The 20,448-nt window shown below is 31.6% G+C and carries 21 protein-coding genes, 2 pseudogenes and 1 riboswitch; of the genes and pseudogenes, 2 read left to right on the forward strand and 21 right to left on the reverse strand.

Going from position 1 to position 20,448, the window contains the following annotated elements; translation table 11 throughout:
- Nucleotides 1-6 precede the first annotated feature (6 nt).
- The 7 genes and pseudogenes from IDG64_RS13450 to cmk form a co-directional block, all read right to left on the reverse strand.
- Nucleotides 7-579 (reverse strand): heptaprenyl diphosphate synthase component 1, encoded by a 573-nt coding sequence (locus IDG64_RS13450; RefSeq protein WP_000450555.1) that lies wholly within the window; start codon nucleotides 577-579, stop codon nucleotides 7-9.
- Between the two features lie 430 nt (nucleotides 580-1,009).
- Entirely contained in the window at nucleotides 1,010-1,282 is a 273-nt protein-coding gene (locus tag IDG64_RS13455; protein WP_001043863.1) for an HU family DNA-binding protein, read from the reverse strand.
- 170 nt (nucleotides 1,283-1,452) lie between these two features.
- Nucleotides 1,453-2,451, reverse strand: coding sequence for an NAD(P)H-dependent glycerol-3-phosphate dehydrogenase (locus IDG64_RS13460; RefSeq protein ID WP_000161738.1), 999 nt, complete (start codon nucleotides 2,449-2,451; stop codon nucleotides 1,453-1,455).
- Nucleotides 2,452-2,467: 16 nt separating this feature from the next.
- Complete coding sequence (der, locus tag IDG64_RS13465; protein ID WP_000165530.1) at nucleotides 2,468-3,778, reverse strand: ribosome biogenesis GTPase Der; 1,311 nt, start codon at nucleotides 3,776-3,778, stop codon at nucleotides 2,468-2,470.
- Between the two features lie 221 nt (nucleotides 3,779-3,999).
- Nucleotides 4,000-5,175 (reverse strand): 30S ribosomal protein S1, encoded by a 1,176-nt coding sequence (gene rpsA, locus IDG64_RS13470; RefSeq protein ID WP_000133955.1) that lies wholly within the window; start codon nucleotides 5,173-5,175, stop codon nucleotides 4,000-4,002.
- 256 nt (nucleotides 5,176-5,431) lie between these two features.
- A pseudogene (locus IDG64_RS15605) lies at nucleotides 5,432-5,515 on the reverse strand (hypothetical protein); the annotation flags it as partial.
- A gap of 357 nt (nucleotides 5,516-5,872) precedes the next feature.
- Nucleotides 5,873-6,532, reverse strand: coding sequence for a (d)CMP kinase (gene cmk, locus IDG64_RS13475; RefSeq protein WP_000644391.1), 660 nt, complete (start codon nucleotides 6,530-6,532; stop codon nucleotides 5,873-5,875).
- A 76-nt stretch (nucleotides 6,533-6,608) separates the two neighbouring features.
- Between cmk and IDG64_RS13480 the strand changes: the two genes are divergently transcribed.
- Nucleotides 6,609-7,577, forward strand: coding sequence for an asparaginase (locus tag IDG64_RS13480; RefSeq protein WP_000681756.1), 969 nt, complete (start codon nucleotides 6,609-6,611; stop codon nucleotides 7,575-7,577).
- Between the two features lie 114 nt (nucleotides 7,578-7,691).
- Here the strand turns inward: IDG64_RS13480 and ypdA are convergent, their stop codons facing one another.
- From ypdA to IDG64_RS13505, 5 genes are all read right to left on the reverse strand, one after another.
- Entirely contained in the window at nucleotides 7,692-8,678 is a 987-nt protein-coding gene (gene ypdA, locus IDG64_RS13485; RefSeq protein ID WP_001174260.1) for a bacillithiol disulfide reductase YpdA, read from the reverse strand.
- A 160-nt stretch (nucleotides 8,679-8,838) separates the two neighbouring features.
- Nucleotides 8,839-8,955, reverse strand: coding sequence for a hypothetical protein (locus IDG64_RS13490; RefSeq protein WP_031864479.1), 117 nt, complete (start codon nucleotides 8,953-8,955; stop codon nucleotides 8,839-8,841).
- A gap of 124 nt (nucleotides 8,956-9,079) precedes the next feature.
- Complete coding sequence (gene ebpS, locus IDG64_RS13495; RefSeq protein WP_000069294.1) at nucleotides 9,080-10,540, reverse strand: elastin-binding protein EbpS; 1,461 nt, start codon at nucleotides 10,538-10,540, stop codon at nucleotides 9,080-9,082.
- A 152-nt stretch (nucleotides 10,541-10,692) separates the two neighbouring features.
- Complete coding sequence (locus IDG64_RS13500) at nucleotides 10,693-12,072, reverse strand: RecQ family ATP-dependent DNA helicase (protein WP_000902101.1); 1,380 nt, start codon at nucleotides 12,070-12,072, stop codon at nucleotides 10,693-10,695.
- Complete coding sequence (locus IDG64_RS13505) at nucleotides 12,062-13,015, reverse strand: YpbB family protein (protein WP_001163803.1); 954 nt, start codon at nucleotides 13,013-13,015, stop codon at nucleotides 12,062-12,064. The genes IDG64_RS13500 and IDG64_RS13505 overlap by 11 nt, the downstream gene beginning before the upstream one ends.
- Nucleotides 13,016-13,122: 107 nt before the next feature.
- On the opposite strand from IDG64_RS13505, the gene IDG64_RS13510 reads away from it, so the two are divergent.
- Nucleotides 13,123-13,371 carry a ferredoxin gene (locus IDG64_RS13510; protein ID WP_001151997.1) on the forward strand — a complete coding sequence of 83 codons (249 nt, stop codon included), beginning with the start codon at nucleotides 13,123-13,125 and terminating at the stop codon, nucleotides 13,369-13,371.
- Nucleotides 13,372-13,476: 105 nt separating this feature from the next.
- Here IDG64_RS13510 and IDG64_RS13515 read toward each other — a convergent pair whose 3' ends face one another.
- The 9 genes and pseudogenes from IDG64_RS13515 to lukS-PV form a co-directional block, all read right to left on the reverse strand.
- Nucleotides 13,477-14,022, reverse strand: a complete 546-nt coding sequence (locus IDG64_RS13515) for an ECF transporter S component (RefSeq protein WP_001186901.1) — start codon at nucleotides 14,020-14,022, stop codon at nucleotides 13,477-13,479.
- A 61-nt stretch (nucleotides 14,023-14,083) separates the two neighbouring features.
- A riboswitch (FMN riboswitch) is annotated at nucleotides 14,084-14,218 on the reverse strand.
- An 82-nt stretch (nucleotides 14,219-14,300) separates the two neighbouring features.
- Nucleotides 14,301-14,414: a hypothetical protein gene (locus IDG64_RS13520; RefSeq protein WP_223223638.1), complete on the reverse strand. Its 114-nt coding sequence runs from the start codon at nucleotides 14,412-14,414 to the stop codon at nucleotides 14,301-14,303.
- A gap of 216 nt (nucleotides 14,415-14,630) precedes the next feature.
- Nucleotides 14,631-15,545 carry a DUF1672 domain-containing protein gene (locus tag IDG64_RS13525; protein WP_000913220.1) on the reverse strand — a complete coding sequence of 305 codons (915 nt, stop codon included), beginning with the start codon at nucleotides 15,543-15,545 and terminating at the stop codon, nucleotides 14,631-14,633.
- A gap of 95 nt (nucleotides 15,546-15,640) precedes the next feature.
- Nucleotides 15,641-15,766, reverse strand: a pseudogene (locus IDG64_RS13530) (hypothetical protein); the annotation flags it as partial.
- A complete protein-coding gene (locus IDG64_RS13535) occupies nucleotides 15,759-16,673 on the reverse strand; it encodes a DUF1672 domain-containing protein (protein WP_000476884.1) in 915 nt (304 codons plus the stop codon). The pseudogene IDG64_RS13530 and the gene IDG64_RS13535, both read right to left, overlap by 8 nt.
- Nucleotides 16,674-16,730: 57 nt before the next feature.
- Complete coding sequence (locus IDG64_RS13540) at nucleotides 16,731-17,636, reverse strand: DUF1672 domain-containing protein (protein WP_000476850.1); 906 nt, start codon at nucleotides 17,634-17,636, stop codon at nucleotides 16,731-16,733.
- A gap of 90 nt (nucleotides 17,637-17,726) precedes the next feature.
- Nucleotides 17,727-17,912, reverse strand: a complete 186-nt coding sequence (locus IDG64_RS13545) for a hypothetical protein (protein ID WP_000470336.1) — start codon at nucleotides 17,910-17,912, stop codon at nucleotides 17,727-17,729.
- A 248-nt stretch (nucleotides 17,913-18,160) separates the two neighbouring features.
- Complete coding sequence (lukF-PV, locus tag IDG64_RS13550) at nucleotides 18,161-19,144, reverse strand: Panton-Valentine bi-component leukocidin subunit F (protein ID WP_024937002.1); 984 nt, start codon at nucleotides 19,142-19,144, stop codon at nucleotides 18,161-18,163.
- Complete coding sequence (gene lukS-PV / locus IDG64_RS13555) at nucleotides 19,140-20,078, reverse strand: Panton-Valentine bi-component leukocidin subunit S (RefSeq protein WP_000239544.1); 939 nt, start codon at nucleotides 20,076-20,078, stop codon at nucleotides 19,140-19,142. Before lukS-PV ends, lukF-PV begins: the two co-directional genes overlap by 5 nt.
- Between the last annotated feature and the right edge of the window lie 370 nt (nucleotides 20,079-20,448).

The raw sequence follows: 20,448 nt of genomic DNA on the forward strand, positions 1-20,448 counted from the left end.
CCATGCTTAATTACCTCTACTTTTTAAATAACTTTTTTGGATATCGTGTAAGTAATGCTTTACTTCACTTTGATTATATTTCTTGAAGTATGATGGATAGTAATCAGACATATCTTCAAATAAATAATTATATATTTCCGACTCATCAATATTGATACCGAAATGAGATAACGTAATATATGGGAAAAGTGTTTCAATTTTTACTATTGCTTGAGAAATTTCATAATCATTTAAAGCTTGATGATGTAATGAAGATTTCAATTCATTAATTTCAACAATTGCTTTACTAATTTCATTTTGAAATGATAAATCATTGATTTCTGCTAGTAGCGTATAAAAATGTGCACTAATTAAATCTCCAATCAAAATGGAATGTTTAGACAAATGATTATATGTAATGTCATCAAGGTGTCTCATTGATGTGTCAATTGTGAGGCATGCTACTTTGGCAACATCTGGAATATCATATGAATCAAGTAACTTACCTAACCGATGATTAATATTAATGGATTCATATTCTGATACACCCTTTAATCTTTCTTCTATTTGTCTTTCCAATTTGCTAACAGTTGTTTCCATGTCTACACCTCACGATATTATCACTATTCATATTAACATTATATGTAAGAAATTAAAATCTTTTGAAGCATTAAGATTACTTATCATTTTTAAATTTCAATTTAAACTAACAGTAATTTATGTAGCTTTTGTAATTCTCATAACAACCTTTACTTCATTTACATTATTCATCTTTTTAAATAACGTAAAATACTATAGTAGATATGGTTACCTTTTAAGTAAATTCAACGCTAACAATTAATCTCATTATTCATATGTATATTTTGTAGTTGCTATTTTTATCAAAACTATGATGTCATGTAATATTTTGAACGCTTAAACAATGAATGTTCCAAAGATTAAAAACTTAGAAGAACATTACAATTTATGTACAGGTTGTAAGTATTAAAAGCAAAATAAAAAGCCCTTATTCAGGGCTTTTTAAGTAAAATTATTTTACAGCATCTTTTAATGCTTTACCAGCTTTGAATGCTGGAACTTTACTTGCTGGGATATCAATTTCTTTACCAGTTTGAGGGTTACGACCTTTACGTGCAGCACGTTCACGTACCTCAAAGTTACCGAAACCAATTAATTGTACTTTTTCACCTTTAGCAAGTGAGTTTTGGATTGATTCGAATACAGCATCTACTGCTGAACCAGCTTCTTTTTTAGTTAAATCAGCTTGCTCTGCAACTGCATTGATTAAATCTGTTTTGTTCATTAGACATTCACCTCCTGAGGTTTGATAATGATATGTTTATATCATTATGGTAAAACTTTAACACAAGCATTACATAAATCGCAATCATTTATGTGGCAAAAACGTTGAATTTAAGCCATTTCTATTCATTTTACGTAATTATTAGCCGTATATGTGTAATAATACACATTTTATTCAGATTTTTTATCGCGCTCCATTAAATCTTTTACGCATTCTTTTACTGAGATATTTTCAAATAATACTCTATATAATGCATTTGTAATTGGCATATCCACATTTTTTTCTTTAGCTAAATGATAAACTGATTTAGTTGTATAAATACCTTCAACAACCATATTCATTTCAGATAATGCTTGATCCATTGATTCACCTTGTCCAAGTTTATATCCTAATGTGAAATTTCTAGAATGTGTTGATGTGCAAGTAACGATTAAGTCACCGATACCACCTAAACCTAGAAATGTCATAGGATCGGCACCTAACTTTTCACCTAATCTACTAATTTCCGCTAAACCACGAGTCATTAATGCAGCTTTTGCATTATCACCGTAGCCAATTCCAGCTACGATACCACTTGCTACTGCGATGATATTTTTCAATGCACCACCAAGTTCAACACCAATCAAGTCATCATTCGTGTACACACGCAAATAATCATTCATAAATAAATCTTGCGTTAATTTACTTACACTTTTATCTTTTGATGAAGCAGCAACTGTAGTTGGTTGCTTGACTACAACTTCTTCCGCATGACTTGGCCCTGACAACACGCCAATACCTGCATTATATTCAGGTGAAATAGAATCTTCAATCATTTCTGACACACGTTTAAACGTCCCATTTTCAATACCTTTAGCAACATGTATAAAAGTCTTTTTAGAGGTCAGCTTATCATTAATTTGAGAAGCAACTTCTCGCATTGCTTTAGTAGGTAAAGCCATTAAGTAAATATCTGCAAATTGAATTGCTTTGGTCATATCTGAAGTAGCGATGATGTTAACATCTAATTTCGCGTATTTTAAATACTTTTTATTTGTATGACATGTATTTAATTCATCAACAGCATCTTGATTTTTACCCCACATCAAAACATCATGTCCATTTTCTGCAAGAACATTGGCAAGGGCTGTCCCAAAACTTCCCATACCAAAAACGGTAATTTTAGTCATTGTTATCCCCCAATCGTTAATTTCTCTTTCGAGCTATAATATGAATTGGTGTACCTTCAAAACCAAAAGCGGCACGGATTTGATTCTCTAAATAGCGTTTATAAGAAAAATGCATTAATTCTACATCATTAACAAATACAACAAATGTCGGTGGTTCTATAGCAACTTGTGTTGCATAAAAGACATTCAAACGTCTACCTTTGTCTGTTGGTGTAGGGTTCATGGAAATTGCATCAGTAACAACTTCATTTAAAGTTGAACTTTGAACACGTTTTTTATGGTTTTCACTTGCTTCATTAATGTAAGGGAATAATGTACGTAATCTTGTGCGTTCTTTAGCAGACACAAAAGCAATTTGTGCATAATCTAAAAATTGGAATTCTTTACGTACTTCATCTTCAAATTTCTTCATCGTTTTACTATCTTTTTCCACAGTATCCCATTTATTTACGACAATCACGACTGCTTTACCTTGTTCATGTGCATATCCTGCAACGCGTTTATCTTGTTCAATGATGCCTTGTTCTGCATCAATGACCACTAAAACAACATTTGAACGTTCAATCGCTTTTAAAGCTCTTAGTACTGAATATTTCTCAGTTGATTCATATACTTTTCCTTTTTTACGCATACCAGCAGTATCGATTAAAACATAATCTTGTCCATCATAACTATACTCTGTATCAATAGCGTCTCTCGTTGTCCCTGCAACATTAGAAACGATAACGCGATCTTCACCTAAAATAGCATTTACTAAACTTGATTTACCTACGTTTGGTCGTCCAATAATGGATAGTCGAATTGTATCTTCATCATAAGGATCTTCTTCCTCTTCACCAAAATGAGAAACAACTGCATCTAACAAGTCACCAAGACCTAAACCATGTGACCCTGATATCGGATACGGTTCACCAAATCCTAATGAATAGAAATCATACACGTCTGTACGCATTTCCATATTATCTACTTTGTTAACCGCTAATACGACCGGTTTTTTAGATTTGTATAAAATTTGAGCGACCATTTCATCGCTTTGTGTCAATCCTTCACGCACGTTAACCATAAAAATAATAACATCCGCTTCATCTATGGCGATTTCTGCCTGCGCTCTAATTTGTGTTTGGAATGGTGCATCACCAATTTCAATACCACCTGTATCAATAATATTGAAATCATGTGTTAACCATTCACCTGAAGAATAAATACGATCTCGTGTTACACCTGGCGTGTCTTCCACAATCGAAACACGTTCTCCAACTATTCTATTAAAAATTGTAGATTTACCTACATTAGGCCTACCTACAATAGCTACTATAGGTTTAGTCATAAGCTAACTTCCTCTCTTTCTTATATCTTTTTAATAATATCACATGAGACTGTGTATTCAAAATGAGTTTATTACTGTAATGATAAAAATCAGCACTTAAAACTTTATCTTTTTAAACACTTAGTTAAATTTGTCCACGTTATCATTACGAGTATATTTTGTTACATAAAAATACTCCACATGCAATCATAAACATGTGGAGTTGACTATTAAATATTAAATTATAGTTTAAGATTTTTAAGTTTATCACCAATCATATCGCCAATTGTTGGATTATCTTCTTCTTCGCTTTCTAAGTACGCCTTAGTCGTAGAAGGATCACTTTCAACAACATCTTCGTTTGGTAATGTTGCTTTAATAGATAGTGATACTCTTTCATTCTCTTCATCAATACCTAATATTTTAACATTTACTTGTTGACCAGGTTCTAACACTTCACCTGGCGTACCAATGTGTTTGTGTGCAATTTCAGAAATATGTACAAGTCCTTGTACACCTGGTGCAATTTCAACAAATGCACCAAAGTTTGCCAATCTTACTACGACACCTTCAATGACATCATTTTCGTGGAATTGACCTTTAATATTTTCGAAAGGTGTTGGTAACGTATCTTTGATTGATAATGAAATACGTTCTGTATCTCTATCAATAGATTTAATTTTAACTTTAACATCTTGACCAATTGAAACTACTTCTTCTGGTGTTTGAACATGTTCGTGAGAAAGTTCAGATACATGCACTAAACCATCAACACCGCCAATGTCTATAAATGCACCAAATTGAGTTAAACGCGCTACTTTACCATCAATAACATCGCCTTCATTTAAAGATTGTAATAATTGATCTTTTTTAGCATCGTTTTCTTCTTGTTCAACTGCTTTACGGCTTAAAATGACTCTATTATTTTCAGGATCCAATTCTTCAACTTTAATACGAATTGTTTGTCCATCAAACACAGAGAAATCCTCAATGAAGTCTGTTGAAATTAGTGAAGCCGGAACAAAACCTCTTTGTCCTACATCAACAACCAAACCACCTTTAACAACTTCTGTTACTTTCGCTTCGATGATTTCATTATTATCTAATTTTTCTTGTAAATAACTATAAGACTTCTCAGTTTCAAGTTGTCTTCTAGATAAGATGTAAGCTCCAGTTTCATTTTCTTCATCAAACTCAACTTTAGTGACATATGCTTCAACTTCGTCGCCCTCTTTTACAACTTCACTTGGGCTATCAATATGATGCGTAGATAGTTGACTAATAGGAATAATCCCATTAAATTTACCACCGTTGATATGAACAACAACTTGCTTGTCTTCAACTTGTTGTACCTCGCCAGTGACTTTGTCACCTTCTTTAATATCGTTAATCATTGATTCATTGAATTCTTCAGTCATCTTGTTTGCCTCCTTATACACTACATATTTATAACATCTTATAAACTGACAGAATTGTCAAGAAATTCTACCTCGATTACATTTTGCGAAATAGTCATATACATAAATATGTCACTTTATCATATTCAAGTCGTCATATCGATAAATATTTATTACAACCATTTTTGTATCAAAGTAATACAGTTTGCTATGTTTATACATATTTTTTGTATAAAAATTAGCATAGCTTACTATTTTGTTTTATAAGTCTGTCATTTCATTGTTCTCTACAAGATATATTATAGTAAAATTTTATACTTTTATAAAACAAAAAGCCACGTAATTGAGAAACTTTTACATTTTGTTAGTAAGAAGTGTGTATATTAGGCATCATTCTTTAATCATTATATTTGTTAATCGTAATAATAAGTCATTGCTAAATAGCACTTTAATATTGATGTATTTTAAAGCATCTCTTTAATTTTAAAAAAGTAAATTTAAATAACATGCTATTTTAGCTTTTTTGTTAATACAATTCATAGGTTGTTTATAAATCAGTTGAATTACTAATATGCTTGGTTTAATTACGCACTTTTATTTCTAGTATTATCGTTATTCGTTTATAAATTAACAAAAGACCATTTCTATTCGATTAGAATAAAAACAGCCTTTTCCGTTCATCAAGTAATTATAAATTTTATTAATGTTAGCTTCTTAATTATTTAATTTGACTCACCATCGCTAAAATTTCGTCAGTAACTTCTTCAATCGACTTGCCTGTCGTATCTAATGTCACTGCATCATCTGCTTTTCTTAATGGTGATATTTCACGGTTCATGTCATATTGATCACGAGCTTCAATATCACGTTTTAAATCTTCAAAATTTGATTCGATACCTCTTAATTGATTATCTTTATATCTTCTTTCTGCTCGCTCTTCAACTGATGCAATCATATATACTTTTAAATCTGCATCTGGTAGCACTACAGTTCCGATATCGCGACCATCCATTACGATACCTTTTTCTGCAGCTAACTCTTTTTGTTTTTTAACGGCGAATGAACGTACTGGCTCTTTAGATGCAACGTATGAAACATGTTGCGTCACATCATTATTTCTTAAAAAGTCTGTTACATCTTCGTTATCTAAAATGACACATTGACCTTTATCTGCTTTATAAGTTAAATCTAATGTTGTTTGGTCAACTAGTTTTGCAAAGTCCTCAGTTTTGTTTAATTTTAAATATTTGTATGTTAATGCACGATACATTGCTCCTGTATCGACATAAATCATTGATAGTTCGCTGGCTACACGTTTCGCAATTGTACTTTTTCCGGCAGCAGCTGGACCATCTAATGCAATATTAATGGCTTTCATGCGTCATTTCCCTTCCTTGTCGTTTTATGAATAATATTTTATCATAATTAGGTAAATTAAATATAGGAGGAAATATATGAAACATCTACTTGTTATTCATACTGGTGGCACCATTAGTATGTCACAAGACCAATCTAATAAAGTAGTAACAAATGATATCAACCCTATTTCAATGCATCAAGATGTCATAAATCAATATGCACAAATAGATGAATTAAATCCTTTTAATGTACCATCACCTCATATGACAATCCAACATGTTAAACAATTAAAGGATATTATTTTAGAAGCAGTAACAAATAAATATTATGATGGTTTCGTTATCACGCATGGTACCGATACGTTAGAAGAAACTGCCTTTTTACTTGATTTAATATTAGGTATCGAGCAACCTGTTGTTATTACTGGCGCAATGCGCTCGTCTAATGAAATTGGTTCTGACGGATTATATAATTATATTTCCGCTATTCGCGTTGCCTCTGATGAAAAGGCCCGTCATAAAGGCGTGATGGTTGTATTTAATGATGAAATTCATACGGCGCGTAATGTTACCAAAACACATACGTCTAATACAAACACATTTCAAAGTCCAAATCATGGTCCGCTAGGTGTATTGACAAAGGATCGTGTGCAATTCCATCATATGCCATATCGCCAACAAGCATTGGAAAATGTCAATGACAAACTAAATGTACCATTAGTAAAAGCATATATGGGTATGCCAGGTGACATTTTTAGTTTTTATAGTCGAGAAGGTATCGATGGTATGGTTATTGAAGCGTTAGGACAAGGCAACATACCTCCAAGCGCATTAGAAGGCATTCAACAATTAGTATCTTTAAATATACCTATTGTGCTAGTTTCACGTTCCTTTAATGGTATTGTGAGTCCAACTTACGCATACGATGGTGGTGGTTACCAACTCGCACAACAAGGTTTTATTTTTTCTAACGGCTTGAATGGTCCAAAAGCAAGATTAAAATTATTAGTCGCGTTAAGCAATAATTTAGATAAAGCTGAAATCAAATCATATTTTGAATTATAATGAATACGTAACATAAAAAGGTCTATGTACAATCATTAGTCATCAACCTCATTTGACATATCATGAATGTCAGTCGTTGTAAAACTAAGTTATTTAGTACATAGACCTTTATTTTTATGATTCTAAGGGCGTTTGTTTCTTAGCTAGCATGCTTTGAGCAATAATGCCCCCGTGGAATTTACCATTTTCAATAAAAATGGTATTCGCATCGTTCCCTGCAGCAATTACACCTGCAATATAGCAATTTTCGATATTTGTTTCGTATGTTTCTTTATTATACATAGGCGCTGTTCCAAATTCATTTGTATTAATTTGAATGCCTACAGATTTTAAAAATTCATAATCGGGATGATAACCAATCATCGCAAATACATAATCATTGTGTATCGTTTTACTTTCACCATTTACTTCATAAGTCACAGTATCTTCAGTTATTTGGGTAACATTAGCATTAAATTCCATGTCAATTTTTTCATGATTTACTAATGCTGTGAAATTTGGAAGTATCCACGGTTTAATTGAAGGCGAATAATCTCCACCACGATATAGAACCGTCACGTTAGCACCAGCTTTTTCCAACTCCAAAGCAGCATCGATAGCCGAATTCTTACCACCGATAATTACAACATCTTGATCAAAATACGGATGTGCCTCTTTAAAATAATGGAACACTTTAGGTAAATCCGCACCTTCAACTTCTAATGTATTATGCTGACCATAATAGCCTGTCGCGATTGTTAAAAATCGACATTCATAAACATCTTTCGTCGTAGTAATAGTAAATTTATTATTCATTTTTTTAACAGTTAATACTTCTTCAAATGCATTTACTTTTAATTGATGATGTTTTACAACTTCTCGGTAATAAACTAGCGCTTGATTACGTCTTGGTTTACTTTCTTCAACGATAAACGGTACGTCCCCAATACTTAATTTATCACTTGATGAGAAAAATGTTTGGTGAGTAGGATAATTGTAGATTGATTCAACGACATTACCCTTTTCAATAATTAAGGTATCAATACCTTTTCTTTTTTGTTCAATAGCCGCACTTAATCCGCATGGCCCTCCACCAATTATGATACTTTCAACTTTTTGCATTGTTTCGGCCTCCTTTAATCCCAAACTATTATAACAGTTCAGTGATTGATGCGCTAAGTCTGTGCTTGAAGATTTATGATATATTTTTGACAATTTGTTTAATGTGCATAGAGAATTGTTAGCTACGGAGTTGAATAACACTACAATTTAATATGTTGATTTATTTTTTATTCTTCCTCGTTAAATTTGTTGATTGTGGTGTTTTATCTTTTTGATGACTATTTAAAAAGTTTAATTGATATGCCAATATTCGAGACAAGACCTTGTTAAATAACAAACTTTGAAAAATGAAAAAACCGCTACATACTTATAAGCGCAATTTAAGTTCTCCAAAATATTTAGAGATACTTATAATATGCACGTTTGTATATAGCAGTTCAGTTACAATTTATATAGTTATATTATGGAATAACGATTTGTTGACCGTTTCTAATATTGTTACCACTTAAACCATTGGCACGTCTAATTTTTTCAACATTTTCCGGTGAACCTGAACCGTAGTATTGAATTGCGATACGGTATAAGTTTTCTTGACCATTCACTGTATGTCTTTGGCCACCACCTTGACGTTGTTGTTGCTGTTGTTGATTTTGATTAGCTTGTTGTTGATTTTGATTATTTTGTGCTTGATTGTTCGCTTGATTAGCGTTGTTTTGATCATTATCAGATTCATCTTTAGTCGCTTTGTCTTGATCCTCTTTTGATTTATCACTGTCTGTAGATTTTGATTTATCTTTAGAAGCGTCTTTAGATGTGTCTTTGTCTTTACTTTCATCAGCATTATTTTTATTTGTATTCGCGATTTTATTTTCTTTTGTACCATTATTATGATTGTTTAATGCCATGCCTCCAAATATCGCTAATGCACCGATAATTAGTACAGCTGCAATTAAAGGTAACAATACTTTGGCCATGCCACCTTTTTTACGTTCTTTATCTCTGTCATGATTGTCATGTTCATCATGGTTTTGGCTTGCATTATTAGAGGCATGTGGTTTTGAAGCGGCAGAAGCACTTTTACTTGCTGCGCCTCCAGCCAAACCTGCTGTTCCAGCACCGATCGCTGCACCTTTTTTGCCATTATGATGATCTTTAGACTTATCTTGAGACGCTTTATCCTCAGTCGAGTTATTCGACTTGTCAGAATTACTTTTGTTTTGAGCGTCATTTGAATGTTTCTTAGCTTTAGAAACACCCATTGCACCAGCTGCACCTGCAACACCCGCTGTTCCAGCACCAATTGCTGCGCCTTTTTTACCACTATGATGATCTTTAGATTCATCTTTGTCTTGCTTAACAGTTACATCATCATGTTTATCTTTTGATGTATTTGCTTGGTTAGCACCTGTTGCAAAATATGGTTTAGGTTGCTGAGATTGTTCAGCTTCACTCTTATCAGAAACTGTTGAATGCTCAGTGTTATTTTCTGCTTCTTTAATAGTCTCGTGTTTATCATTGTCTTCGATTGGTTCTGGATGTGATTTATCCATTGCAAAAGCATTCTTATTATAATATTCCTCTTCATGTTGAGGTGTACTGTCTTGATGGCTAGGTTCTTGACTTTCAGTACTGTGTGATGATTCGACTTGACGATCATCTATTGTGCCAGCCTCATTTTGAACATTGTCTTCAGATGTTTGTGATTCATTGTGAACTTGTTTATTATGATTCGTTGCTAAATCACGGCGTCTTTTTCTTCTTTGGGCATTTCTTGGCGGAAACTGTTGCTCCGTATTCTCTATTGTATCCTGATGTTCTAATTCTGATTGGTCTTTTTCAACATCTTCCGTATGGTCTTGATGTGAATTTGTGTCTATCGATTGACGATTTTTTTCAAAGTCATCTTTAAAATTATTAGACATAGCCATCTTCCTTTCTATTCTATTACAATGATTTTACATAAAATATACCCACATGACATATGTTTATGTATATTTTTCAAAATTATTTCAATCATTTTTCAATTGTGTATACACTAATTATAGCTTGTCAATTTTCTTTTAGTAAAGTAATACTATCTGAGAAATAAATTTTGCAACTTTTCATCAAATCCAATACTTCTAATTACCTTCTTCTTATTTAAAATTGCGATATCAGTTATATTAGAATCATTGTCACAACATCGATCTTGTGCCGGTGGATATTCACCGAAAAATTCTAATAAATACTTCCGTCTACATTGATCCAATTTGCAATAGCCAATCATGCGAAAGAATCCTAATTGCTTTCGTTTAAATGATTGCTTAAATATCTGTTTCAAGGCGCCGATACTATAGAATGATTGCAACGTTGTCAAAACGGCTTGTTTATCGGGAGCTAAAAATTCTCCTATTTCGAAATTTTGTACATCTTCTTCTGTTATCATATCTGCAAATAATAACGTTTCTAAAATATATTTATCGTCCGGTTGGAATAAACTAATTGCCTGACTTAGTTCACCATCGCGACCCGCACGGCCAATTTCTTGAATGTAGTTAGAAGGACTTGTTGAAAGATGAAAGTGAATGATTGTGCGAATATCTTTTTTATTAATTCCCATACCAAAAGCACTCGTTGCGACTATAATCGGAATATCATTATTTAAAAATTGTTGTTGAACTGTGTGTCGCTCTTGATAATTCATATCACCATGATAAATACCTGTAAGAAAACCTGAATCATAAATAAGTTGCGCTAAATTCAGACACATCTTTTTCGATGAGACATAAATAATCGTTGGTCCCGACTGTTGTAGAAACGGCAGCAACCATTCAATTTTATCTTCATCATCATGAAAATTAAGATGCTTAAAGCTTATATTTGGGCGATTCATTGTAGTTTTAATAACATTGAATTGAATCGCTAACATTTCCGTCAAATCATCTTGTAAATGCGGTGGTGCAGTTGCTGTCAATGCTAAGACAACCGCTTCTTTAAAATGCTTTGTTACTTTTCCTATTAGAGCATAATGTGGTCTGAAATCATATCCCCATTCAGATAGGCAATGTGCTTCATCTAGAACAATCATGCCAAAGTCTATCATAGATATTAATTTAAAATTTGACGGTTGCAGGAGAAATTCTGGACTTAGAAAGATGAAGCGGCTATGTCGTAAACATTTAATATTATGCTTTTTCTCAATTTCATCCATACCAGAGTGAATACATGTTACACGTTTTTCTCCATTTATTTTCAACTGCATAACTTGGTCATCCATTAAAGATATTAACGGTGAGATAATTAATGTCGGCTTACCTGATAAATACGTAGGTATTTGATAACACAAACTCTTTCCACTTCCAGTTGGAAGAATACCTAGAGTGTGTTGTTGAGACATTATACTTTCTATAATTTCCTGTTGTCCCGGTTTAAAATTCTCGAAGCCAAATTTGTTTCGTAAAATATCATGCAACATTCAGATCACCTCTTTCAAATCCAACGATTAATACTTTTAATTGAAAATATGATAACGTGTCAAATTGTTCTTTGTAAAATTTTAATCGTTCACCACGATGTTGTTGATAAAAATTTAAAAATTGCAGTTGATCTTCTTGTTCAACATAATCATCGTAATTAGACATATAACCTTTGATTAAGATTTCAAGTACATGATCTTCGATAGTATTGATTTTAACTTGTTGTTGAGCCGCTATATCTTCCATCGTGAATTGTTCAAGCAATCTTGTATAAGTAATATAAGTTTGGTTTAATAATGTAGGTTTCATTATTATTTTTGATAAAATAGTATATTCTCCACTTTCTAATTCAAACATCATTGTCACTAAATTATTCATTTCGTATTCAAACAATTGCTGTTGAGATAGCTTTTCTATTAAACTAACTTGCTGTCTCGTATACATTGGTTCATCATAGCCTTGCAAATAATAATGTAAGTAACATGGCCCTTTTAAAGTTATTGCTTTAAACAAGTTATGTAGTTCATTTTCAAAATCAATTTGTAATTGGTTTTCTTTAATGTAGTTATAGACAATCTTTACAGTTTCTTGTATCTTATTATTTTGAGAGATTGGTACGAAACGAAAAACATGTTGTTTGGTATTAGACATGGTTTGCACTAATAGTTGAATTGCTTGAAATGTTTGCCCCATGCTTTCAAATGTATATCTAGGATGCAACATGATTTCCATTTCAGCATTAAATTCATTGATTTTTTCTAAAAATAGCTCAAAAGACGGATATTTTAATAGTGGTAAACTGTGATATAATGACAACTGTTGTTGACTACAAGCGTCAAAAAAGGTTTGGTGAGATTTCTTACCAACTAAGATATTGTAAATACTTTTATTTGTTTTATAGTTAAATGTTTGTTGTAATGCTGTTTTTATAATGTGTTGCAAATTTAACCCTCACTCTGTAAAACGGATAATTTGAAAATAAAAATGATGCTGTCTAAAATTTTAGTCACATTACTATTTTAGCATTTTTATCAAAGGAGGCGAAGACATTGGCAAAATATACAATCGTTGATATGGATACTTGTATTGCATGTGGTGCATGCGGTGCAGCAGCACCAGATATATATGATTACGACGACGAAGGTATTGCTTTCGTAATCCTTGACGATAACCAAGGTACTGCAGAAGTACCTGAGGAATTATATGAAGATATGGAAGATGCAATTGATGGATGCCCTACAGATTCTATTAAAATTGCAGACGAATCATTTGATGGGGACGCTTTAAAATTTGAATAATTAATTTTTTAGATAAAGGTTCCATAGAAAAAGCAGGCAAGCTATCGTTTATTGATAGTCACCTGCTTTTTATTATTATGTGTATATTATTTTGCTTTAATTTAATTAAATTCTTTTCAAGAAATTCGCAAGCCTTCTATATAGTAAAATAAATACAATAGAAATAACGATACCTTTAATAATATTGAATGGTATAATTCCTGAAACAATGATTACTTTAAGATTATTTGCGATATCAGCTAAGTTAAATATCATACCGTACAAAGGTAATAGAACGAAATAGTTCAAGATACTCAACACGATAGTCATAACGATTGTTGCAATGATTAATCCAGTAATCAAAGATTTTGTTGAACGTTTATTTTTATAGATGGCGTAAGCAGTTAATAAGAAACTTGCGCCTGCTAAAAAGTTAGCAAATGGTCCAACTGGATCGCCCATACTAAATAAGTAGTTCAATAAATTTTTAACCAGTGCAACTACGATACCGGCAATTGGTCCAAACGTAAATGTAGCTAGCAATGACGGTACATCACTAAAATCTAAAGTTAAGTATGGTGGCAAAAATGGTATAGGAAACTTGATAAAAGTTAACACAAACGCAATCGCGCTCAACATACTTATTGTGATAAGACGTTTATTTTGTTGCATATTCAATTTTCTCCTTCCATTCATCTCGTAAGAATAGGAGGATTATTGCACAACAAAAAACCTCCATCTTCTCCCATCCAGACTATACTGTCGGCTCTAGAATCTCACTAGATCAGCCACTAATATGATACATACTAGCAGGTCGCAGGCTTTATTTACTGCCGGTTGGGAATTACACCCGACCCCGAAGATGAATTTAACATTATTAAATTTAATTCTCATTAATTTTATACTATATATCACAAAACCTCAATAACTATGCTTAAAATAGATCATGGTTACGTAATTGGAAAGTGTTTCATTGGTGATTTGCGAGCATTGTTTGGAATGTTGTTTGCTTGATTGTTTTTTGAGATGGATTTTGGGACGGCTTTTTTGAACCTACCACACAATTAGGTCAAAATCGTCATAAAATGGAAAGCAAATTATAAGAATCTAGTAGGTCAAAAAGCTTTATATCAGTACTTCCATTTATATTATTAATTAAATCGCCAGAAGTTATACTTAAACTCTTCTACTTATTTGCCTTCACAACAATGGTAGAATTATCTTTTAATTCTTGATCTACTCAATATACACTATTCTCCGTTAAATTTTCATCATTAATTTTATTCTTGATCAAACACACCATATTCTGAAGTGCTTTCACCGTTATAATTTGGTTTAATCGTATTTATTTTATTGTCTGAAAATTGTATACTAAAATCTATATCAGTTGGTAAATCTTTTTCTTTTTTTATTTCTTCTGCCATTTTTATTACATTTTCACTGTTACTTTTTTTAGTATAGTTCTTATTTTTACTAAATAGAGTAGTAGTTACCGAAACTTTAGACTTATCTTTTAATTGCTTCTTAACATTTGACAATTCTTTTGAAAATTCACTGTCACTTTTGTTTAACAATGGTTCAAAATAGTCTCTATACTCAGCTAAATTATAAGGTATGGCCGAAATATAAAAATATTCATTTTCATAACCACTATTTTGCGTCTTATTAATTGCTTCTTTTGTAAATCCTGTATATTGATATTTCTCTTCATTATCTTTGAAAAATTTATATAATTTATCATATTTTTCTTTTTGTGCTCGATATTCAAACCCACTGAGTACTGCACCAACTAAAGTACTCATATCATCGCCTTTATCCTTACTTCTTAATGAGCTATCACTGTCAATAATTGATTTATCAAATGGAATACTCGCATTAAATACGATGTCGTGGTCATCACAATGCACGAATACTTCTACACCATCGCCACTACCTATAACATTTGTAGCTTTAACTTTTAGACCGAAGTTATCCATAAAAAATTGTTCGCCTCGCTTAGCAATTTTATCTTTATGCTTCTTTGCAAATTCAATCGCATCTTTTTCTGCAGGTGGTTGGAATCCTTGTCCTACATATTTTGAAGCATCCATTTCTTCTGGTACAGATTTTGTTTCTTTGTTGGATTCGTTATTGGTAGTTGAACATCCTGATAGTAGTATCGTTGCCATTAAGATAAATTTTGCTTTTTTAAGCATATCTCATCACCTATTTATGCGCTTTTAAAAGTTTCATTTTGTAAATAATTATACTCTCTTAATTTATTTGTGTCTTATAGTTTCTCTCTATATAAATCTTCAAATACATCTGCCTGCTTAAATCGTTTTTCGTTAACTGTAAAGTCATTATCTTTATTGATGTCTTGATAAACCCTATAGCTACTCAATTCTGTTAAATCTCTATCATTTATTTTATTCATCTTCAAATGCTCCAAACGACACTACTTTCTTATCATCAAAACGAGCTTTTTTTGTGCCAATAAGTTTATTTCCTAATTGAGTAGTTATAGTATTCTTGATTGGCATATCTTTTGTTCTTTCAATTTTCTCGGATAAATCTATTACATTATTTATCTTTTCTTTTCTATTCCTTTCATCATTCGTACTAAACAACGTTGCTACAGTATTTGTATTAGCAGTATAGTTTAGCTCTTTTCTAGCTCGTTGCATACCCTCTTTAAATTCTTTATCATTTTTATGAATCAATGGTTCATAATATTTACGATATTCTTTTAAATTTCTTGATAAATATGTGATATAAAAATATTCATTTTGATACCCGACGTTTTGCGTCTTGTTAATTGCTTCTTTAGTAAAACCTGTATATTGATATTTCTTTTCATTTTCTTTGAAAAATTTATATAAGTTATCATACTTTTCTTTTTGCGCTCGATATTCAAAGCCACTCAGCACTGTACCCACCATCGTACTCATATCATCACCATTGTCATTACTACGCATTGATCCTTTTTGATGGATGGCATCTTTGTACAAAGGTAGACTTGCATTAAATACAATGCCATGATCATCGCAATGCACATAAACTTCTACACCATCATCTTTACCTACAACATTGGTAGCCTTTACCTTCAGTCCAAAGTTGTCTTTAAAGAATTGTTCACCTACTTTTTCAAATTCTTTACGATGCTTCTTCGCAAATTCAATCGCATCTTTTTCTGCAGGTGGTTGGAAGCCTTGTCCAACATATTTTGAAGCTTCCATTTCTTCTGGTACTGATTTTGTTTCATTGTTGGATTCGTTATTGGTAGTTGAACATCCTGATAGCAGTAATGTTGCTATTAAGATTAGTTTAGTTCTTTTAAACATAGCTCATCACCCATTTATGTGTTTGTTTAGAATATAGAGAAATTAGCTGATTTCAAGTCATTCGACCTCAATCCTTATAGACTCATTATCACTGTAATTAACTCGATTAGTACTAATAGTAGATTTTGCTAGTTGTAAAAATATTTTCGTATTTTCAAAATTAAGGTGTAACTTTTTCGTACTTTCAGACAAATCTATAACATCATCTAATTTTTTGTCCTTTGAAAAGTTACTACTTTTCGAAAACAATGTAGTATGTACTTCTATTTCAGCTTTATAGCCTACTCCTTTCCTTGCTTCTTTCATACCTTTTTTAAAATTCAGATTATTTTTATTTATTAGGGGTTCGTAATATTTTCTATATTCTTGGAGCGTCGGTATATTAGCAACTACATAAAAATATTCATTTTCATATCCACTATTTTGCGTCTTATTAATTGCTTCTTTTGTAAATCCTGTATATTGATATTTCTCTTCATTATCTTTGAAAAATTTATATAATTTATCATATTTTTCTTTTTGTGCTCGATATTCAAACCCACTGAGTACTGCACCAACTAAAGTACTCATATCATCGCCTTTGTCCTCACTTCTTAATGAGCTATTACTGTCAATAATTGATTTGTCAAATGGAATACTCGCATTAAATACGATGTCGTGGTCATCACAATGCACGAATACTTCTACACCGTCGCCACTACCTACAACATTGGTGGCTTTAACTTTTAGACCGAAGTTATCCATAAAAAATTGTTCGCCTCGTTTGGCAATTTTATCTTTATGCTTCTTCGCAAATTCAATCGCATCTTTTTCTGCAGGCGGTTGGAAGCCTTGTCCTACATATTTTGAAGCTTCCATTTCTTCTGGTACTGATTTTGTTTCATTGTTGGATTCGTTATTGGTAGTTGAACATCCTGATAGTAGTATCGTTGCTATTAAGATTAGTTTTGTCCTTTTAAACATAGCTCATCACCCATTTATGTGTTTATAAAACTTTTGTGTTTGAAAAAGCTACTTATTCTCAATGAAAACAAGTAGCTTTTAATAAATTAATTAGTAAACTGCTAGTTTTTCTAATTGTTCTTTAACTTGAATTAAGTTTGAACGAATTAACGAGGCAGATTGATCCATTGTTTGAATAGCTTGTCCTTCATTTTCGTTCAAGCCATTACAAACAACTTCAAACTGTTGTGCCATTTGATCAAGACGTGCATGAGCTTGTGTGTTTAAAATAAACATATCATCATAATGAGATGGTAAATTGACATTTCGTCGTTGTACGCAAATGTATAAAACCCTTGTTATACCAAGTTCTTTATTATTTTTAACCTTTTAAATTTTCCACAAGTGTTTGCCCTTATTTAAATAATCCGCCCTTTTTTTGCCCTGAAAAAATAACCACGTCAATTAAGACGTGGTTACCCTAATATAGAAAGAAAGTGTTTGTAAATTTTAACATATTTAAGATTTTTTGATTATCTATCTGTTTAGCTCATAGGATTTTTTTCCTTAGATTGAGTATCTATTAATTTAACTGTATGATTTTCCCAATCAACTTCATAAATTGATGTATGAGTTGCTCTATTTTCATCTTTATAATTATTACCTATCCAGTGAAGTTGATTCCAAAAGTTTGTATATCTATCCATTTCTCTTTGATAAGTAACAGTAATTTTTGATTTTTTTGCAGCGTTTTGTTTTCGAGATAGGACACCAATAAATTCTGGATTGAAGTTACCTCTGGATAACACTGGCATTTTGTGATATTCCAAGAAGTTTTGTCCAGCATTTAAGTTGCTTTGTCTTGAGCCTAAAAACATTTCATTACCATAAGTTGAATGATAACTATCTCTGCCATATGGTCCCCAACCATTATTCATAATTTTATGTGCTTCAACATCCCAACCAATTTTTTTGAAATTAGTTCTTTTATCTAAGCTAGTTCTATAGCTTTCTTGTTTATAGTTAATTGTCTCTGAAAAAGATTTTGAACCATTACCTCCACCTGATAAGCCGTTAGAGATATTAATATCTCCACCATAAGAATAACCTACCGTTTGTTGTACTTGAAATTCTTCATTTTGATTTTTAGGTGCATAATCTACAACGTTTACTGAGTCATTAGAATCTGAATTAATTGAAATGTTGTACTTAGAACCCCAATAAAATTGAGAACTAATAGTGTCTTTTGGATTTGGCTTTGTATAGCCAGAATAAATGTTTCCAGCAGCTTTGAGTATTAATGTATCTTTATCATAACTTTTATCTTTAATAAAATTAAAAGTTAAAATCTGAGAAATTTTTAACTTATCGGAATCTGATGTTGCAGTTGTTTTGTACAAAGTAATTTTATCATCAACCTTTTTCTCACTTACAGGTGTGATATGTTGAGCTGCATCAACTGTATTGGATAGCAAAAGCAATGCAATTGATGTAACAACTGATGATTTGACTATTTTTTTCATATCAATTATGTCCTTTCACTTTAATTTCATGAGTTTTCCAGTTCACTTCATATTTAACTGTGTAATTTCTGTTTACAAATGCGTTGTGTATTCTAGATCCTTCTAAATAACTATTGCCATAGTGTGTTGTTCTTCTAGTAGCATGAGTAACATCCATATTTCTGCCATACGTTATTTCAAATTCACTTGTATCTCCTGAGCCTTTTTCATGAGAAACAGTTGCAATAAATGAAGGATTGAAACCACTGTGTACTAATGGGGGTAATTCATTGTCTGGCACAAAATAGTCTCTCGGATTTTGACTATATGGTTTATATCCAACAAATAAATTTGGATCATGTCCAGACATTTTACCTAATGATGTGATAAATGAATTAGCTTTTATTCCCCATTGAACACTTTTTGAATTTTGATGTTCTACTTCACTGATATAGTTTTGTTGATTATAACTAATTGTTTTTGAATAATTAAATGAACCATTACCTCCTGTTGATGGACCACTATTAAAATTACCACCTATGTTATAACCTAATGTTTGACTAACATTTACTGAATCTATTTTATTTTTAGGTAGATAATTTATTAAATCTACATTAGGGTCATTTGTTTTGAGACCAATATTGTATTGGAAAGGCCACCTCATTGCTTTTATATGATCTGTGTTTTTGTAATTGTAATAAGTAGTCTTTGAATTGATAAAACCTTGCATTTTTAAAATCAAAGCGTCTTTGTTATACTTTTTATCTTTAACAAAATCAAACTGAATATTTTGTGTGACCCCCCACTTATCGCTACTTGTATCTTCTGTTCTTTTGACTACCTCAGCGCCATCACCAATATTCTCAATATTGTTATCAGCTTTAGATTCATGAAACGAAGTAGCAATAGGAGTGATTATTCCTAACGATAATGTTGCAGCTAATAGTCTTTTTTTGACCATAAAAATCATTTCCTTTCTTTATAAATTTTATTACATTTTTATATTAAACCTTTTTAACTTTTAATAAAATTAAATATTTATTAAAAGATTTACCGAGTTTAAAATATCTACAAATGTGTTTTTTTACTATTATTTCGAAAAAAACCCGTTCATTACCAAACAAATTATAAATAATTTATATTTTGATTGATAATAAACATAAAACCACGATATAGTTGACCATAACAACTTTTTAATCATAGCACACAATACGAACACAAAATAATTTATATACTAAAAACGTTTGTTTTTTTAAAATTTAATATATTCATGTAAAAATTAACTGTTTATTAATTTTAAATAATAGGCAAGTACCGAAGTACCTGCCTAA

Source organism: Staphylococcus sp. EG-SA-15, assembly GCF_017151895.1.
GTDB lineage: Bacteria > Bacillota > Bacilli > Staphylococcales > Staphylococcaceae > Staphylococcus > Staphylococcus aureus.